Here is a 3,053-nt window from a genome sequence, read left to right as displayed (position 1 = left end):
CGTCGACCGCGCCGCCGCCGACACCGACAACTTCACCGACGACTTCGCCGCCCACTTCCAGCGACTGCTCACCGAGACCGAGTGGGGCGCCCTGTGGTCCCGGCCCGGCCTGGACCGCCGCACCCGCTCGGTCGCCACCCTCGCCACGCTCGCCGCCGCCGGCCAGCTCGACGCCCTCGCCGACCACACCCGCGCCGCCCTGCGCAACGGCCTCACCCCCGCCGAGATCCGCGAGGTGCTGCTGCACACCGCCGTCTACCAGGGGCTGCCCACCGCCGACGCCGCGTTCCGCGTCGCCCAGCGTGTCGTCCGCGAGGAAACGACCCCCGAGGCGTAGCACAATGACCGGCATGACCGAGCCCGCCACGCTCCTCACCAAGCAGGGCCACGCCTGCGTCCGCCTCTACAAGGAGGGCCGCACGCTGGTCATCGACCCCGGCGGTTTCACCGAACCGGGCGCGGCGCACGGCGCGGACGCCCTCCTCGTCACCCACGAACACCCCGACCACTTCGACGAGGGCCACCTCCGCGCCGTCCTGGACACCAACCCCGCCGCCGAACTGTGGACGCTGCGCGCCGTCGCCGACCAGCTCGCCCCCGCCTACCCCGGCCGCGTCCACACCGTCGGCCACGGCGACCGCTTCGAGGCCGCCGGCTTCGACGTCCAGGTCCACGGCGAACTGCACGCCGTCATCCACCCCGACATCCCGCGCGTCACCAACGTCGGCTACCTGATCGACGACTCCCTCTTCCACCCCGGCGACAACCTCACCGTCCCCGGCGTCCCCGTCGAGACCCTGCTGGTGCCGCTCCAGGCGCCGTGGAGCAAGTTCTCCGAGATCGTCGACTACATCCGCGAGGTCGCCCCCCGCACCGTCCACGACGTGCACGACGGACTGCTCTCCGACAACGCCTTCCCGATCTACGGCCGCATGCTCGGCCCCACCGGCCCCGGCATCGGGGACGCGGAACGCCGGCGCCTCCTCCCCGGCGAGTCCACCACCGTCTGACCGGTAGATTTCCCGCCATGCGTATCGCCACCTGGAACATCAACGGCATCAACCCGCGCCTGGAGCGACTGCTGGACTGGCTGAAGTCCAGCAACACCGACGTGCTCTGCCTCCAGGAGCTGAAGTGCCCGCCCGAGCAGTTCCCGGAGCAGGCCCTCGCCGACGCCGGCTACCAGGCCGCGTTCACCTCCGCCGGCCGCTGGAACGGCGTCGCCGTCCTCTCCCGCGTCGGCCTCGACGACCCGGTCACCGCGCTCACCGCCGTCCCCGAGTTCGAGGGCGTCGCCGAACCCCGCGCGGTCAGCGCCACCTGCGGCGGCGTCCGCGTCTGGTCCGTCTACGTGCCCAACGGCCGCGAACTGACCAGCCCCCACTACACCTACAAGCTCCAGTGGCTCGCCGCCCTCCGCGACACCGTCGCCGCCGAGATGACCGACGACGCCCCCTACGCCGTCCTCGGCGACTTCAACATCGCCCCCACCGACGCCGACGTCTGGGACATCGACAAGTTCCAGGAGTCCACCCACGTCTCCCAGCCCGAACGCGACGCGCTCACCGCGCTCACCGACACCGGCCTCACCATGCTCGACCCCCGCCCCCTGAAGTACGACGTGGCGTTCACCTTCTGGGACTACCGCCAGCTCTGCTTCCCCAAGAACCGCGGCATGCGCATCGACCACATCCTCGGCAACACCCCCTTCACCGCCGCCGTCAAGGACACCTACGTCGACCGCGAAGCCCGCAAGGGCAAGTCCCCCTCCGACCACGCCCCGGTGGTCGCCGACCTCTCGCTCTGACGCCTGGCGTGCCGCCCGCCGCCCCGCGGGCGGCACGCTCACCTCACACGGCCATGACCCGCACGTCGTACTGCGGGATGTACTTGTCCCGGGTAACCAGCGTCAGCCCCTCGGTCTGCGCCTGAGCCACCAGAACCCGATCGAAAGGGTCTCGGTGGATGAGCGGGAGCCGGCCCGCACGCACCGCGTGCCCAGCCGTAATCGCTAGCGGGCTGAACTGGCTGTCCCGAGCCCGCTCCGCGAGGTCGTCCGGCCCCGCGAGCTTGCCGAGTGACTGCTTGATCGCGATCTCCCACGGGGACACCGCGCTGAGGTACACGGCGGGCGCGGTGTCGAGCAACTCCTTGACCTCATCGGATAGCTCCGCTGAGTCGTCCAACCACCAAAGCACCACGTGTGTGTCGAGAAGGAGCCGCATCAGCGCATCCCGAAGGCGTCGGCGATGTCGTCGGGCAGCTCGTCGAAGTCTTCGGCAATCTGGATCTGCCCGCGAAGGGAGCCCCGCCCGGTCCGCTGCACTTTCGGGCGCAGCGGCACGACCTTCGCCACCGGCTCACCCGCCTTGCTGATCACCACCTCGTCTCCCGTCGCGACCTGTTCAAGGATCCGGGAGAAGTGCGTCTTGGCCTCATGGACGTTGTACTGCCGGGCTGCTTCCACAGCGGCCTCCGAGGGCGCGAGGAGTGGACTAACCAATGGACTAAGTGTACGCCTCGATGTCGTTCGGTGTCGCCTGCTCGGGCCTTTCGCGCGTTTCCGGCGTGGATAGCGCGCTGTGCCTCGGGGGCGGGTGCTGCCTGGCGAAACGTACGCGTTTCGACGCATCTGGCCAGGTGGGGGCCGGAATCGGGTCAACTAGCCGCGAGCGATGCGTTGTTACCATCACCGCATGGCGTCCAACCGTGGGTGCGACCGCGACGACGAGCCGATCATGCTTCCGTCGGGCCACTACAACACGAAGAATCCGGTGGGGCTTGCTCTGGCGGTGATCACCATCATCGGCTTCATCGTGTTCATGATCATGATCACGAACCGACTCGGCCCCTTCGCGCCCAAGGACTACAGCTCCAACGGAAGCATCTCCAGCTTCGATGCCGATCACGCCCAGCCGGGCCGTTCCCTGCCGGGCCGGATCTAGCCCGAGCTCCGAACCCCCACACCCTCGGACTCGGCGTTGTGGGTAACGCCGCCTGCGGGGAGCTTTGCGGGCACCCCGGCGCCGCGTCGAGATCGCGCACCGGCATAG

Annotated in this window: 6 protein-coding genes; 4 read left to right on the top strand and 2 right to left on the bottom strand. The window is 69.7% G+C overall.

The window, feature by feature from the left end; all coding sequences use genetic code 11:
• From GL263_RS24265 to GL263_RS24255, 3 genes are all read left to right on the top strand, one after another.
• A partial coding sequence (locus GL263_RS24265) for a carboxymuconolactone decarboxylase family protein (protein ID WP_182857881.1) occupies positions 1 to 337 on the top strand: 337 nt, incomplete at its 5' end.
• A gap of 13 nt (positions 338 to 350) precedes the next feature.
• Positions 351 to 1,010 carry an MBL fold metallo-hydrolase gene (locus GL263_RS24260; protein ID WP_182857880.1) on the top strand — a complete coding sequence of 220 codons (660 nt, stop codon included), beginning with the start codon at positions 351 to 353 and terminating at the stop codon, positions 1,008 to 1,010.
• A 17-nt stretch (positions 1,011 to 1,027) separates the two neighbouring features.
• A complete protein-coding gene (locus GL263_RS24255; RefSeq protein ID WP_182857879.1) occupies positions 1,028 to 1,807 on the top strand; it encodes an exodeoxyribonuclease III in 780 nt (259 codons plus the stop codon).
• Positions 1,808 to 1,850: 43 nt separating this feature from the next.
• Here the strand turns inward: GL263_RS24255 and GL263_RS24250 are convergent, their stop codons facing one another.
• Together GL263_RS24250 and GL263_RS24245 are read right to left on the bottom strand one after the other, a co-directional pair.
• Positions 1,851 to 2,225, bottom strand: coding sequence for a type II toxin-antitoxin system VapC family toxin (locus tag GL263_RS24250; RefSeq protein ID WP_143650889.1), 375 nt, complete (start codon positions 2,223 to 2,225; stop codon positions 1,851 to 1,853).
• Positions 2,225 to 2,467, bottom strand: a complete 243-nt coding sequence (locus GL263_RS24245; protein ID WP_143650887.1) for a type II toxin-antitoxin system Phd/YefM family antitoxin — start codon at positions 2,465 to 2,467, stop codon at positions 2,225 to 2,227. The genes GL263_RS24250 and GL263_RS24245 overlap by 1 nt, the downstream gene beginning before the upstream one ends.
• A 229-nt stretch (positions 2,468 to 2,696) precedes the next feature.
• On the opposite strand from GL263_RS24245, the gene GL263_RS24240 reads away from it, so the two are divergent.
• Positions 2,697 to 2,945, top strand: coding sequence for a hypothetical protein (locus tag GL263_RS24240; RefSeq protein WP_182857878.1), 249 nt, complete (start codon positions 2,697 to 2,699; stop codon positions 2,943 to 2,945).
• Positions 2,946 to 3,053 lie beyond the last annotated feature (108 nt).

It is taken from the genome of Streptomyces durbertensis (assembly GCF_014156695.1).
In the GTDB taxonomy this organism is placed as follows: Bacteria; Actinomycetota; Actinomycetes; order Streptomycetales; family Streptomycetaceae; genus Streptomyces; species Streptomyces durbertensis.
The sequence above is the reverse complement of the archived record's forward strand: the minus strand, read 5'-3'. Positions and strand labels throughout refer to the sequence as shown.